The organism is Vibrio sp. YT-19(2023) (assembly GCF_033337395.1).
The window spans coordinates 1-1,152 of the sequence record NZ_JAWOQN010000135.1 but is presented as its reverse complement, the minus strand read 5'-3'; the positions used below and the strand labels follow the sequence as shown (position 1 = coordinate 1,152).

Annotated in this window: 1 protein-coding gene; it reads left to right on the top strand. The window is 44.9% G+C overall.

Annotated features, from left to right (window positions below):
* Nucleotides 1-1,152 (top strand): bifunctional UDP-sugar hydrolase/5'-nucleotidase UshA (gene ushA, locus R7E78_RS24395; RefSeq protein ID WP_318058372.1); only part of this gene is annotated, 1,152 nt, incomplete at both ends.

Here is a 1,152-nt window from a genome sequence, read left to right as displayed (position 1 = left end):
TGATATTAATACCGGCGTTCCTGAATCTGATTTACAAGACGCTGAACCAGATTTCAAAGGCATGAGTAAGATTGGCTACGACGCGATGGCGTTAGGCAATCACGAATTTGATAATCCGCTAGATGTGCTATTCAAGCAGCAAGATTGGGCTAACTTCCCAATGCTGTCAGCCAACATCTACGACAAAAAAACGGGCAAGCGTTTATTCCAACCTTACGCGATGTTCAATAAGCAAGGCATTAAAATTGCGGTTATTGGTCTGACAACAGAAGATACCGCGAAGTTGGGAAATCCTGAGTTTATCGGTCAAGTGGACTTCCGCGACCCGAAAGCGGAAGCGAAAGAGCTGATTGCAGAACTGAAAAAAACAGAAAATCCGGATCTGATTTTCGCTGTTACGCACATGGGTCACTACGAAAATGGCAACCGTGGCATCAATGCACCGGGTGATGTAGCTTTGGCGCGTTACCTTAATGAAGGCGATTTGGATATGATTGTGGGTGGTCACTCACAAGAGCCAGTTTGTATGGAAGGTCCTAACGTTATCAAAAAGAACTTTAAACCGGGTGATGAGTGTCAGCCAGACCAACAAAACGGTACTTACATTGTTCAGGCGCATGAGTGGGGTAAATATGTTGGCCGTGCCGATTACGAATTCCGTAACGGCGAACTATCAATGGTGAGCTACGATCTTATTCCGGTAAACTTGAAGAAAAAAATCAACGTGGATGGTCAATCACAACGTGTGTTTGTTCAAGATGAAATTACTCAAGACAAAGCGATGTTGGACTTCCTTCGTCCTTTCCAAGAAAAAGGCCAAAGCCAGCTGAATGTGAAAATTGCGGAATCAAACGGTAAGTTAGAAGGTGACCGTGATGTCGTGCGATTCCAACAGACGAATCTAGGTCGTTTAATTGCAACGGCTCATATGGAACGTGCAAAAGCAGATTTCGCAGTGATGAACTCAGGCGGTGTGCGTGATTCTATTGAAGCTGGTGACATCACATACAAAGATGTGCTGACCGTGCAGCCATTTGGCAACATGGTTTCTTACGTCGATATGTCTGGTCAAGAAGTCTTGGATTACCTAAACATTGTTGCAACCAAGCCAGTTGATTCAGGTGCTTACGCGCAGTTCGCGGGTATCTCTAT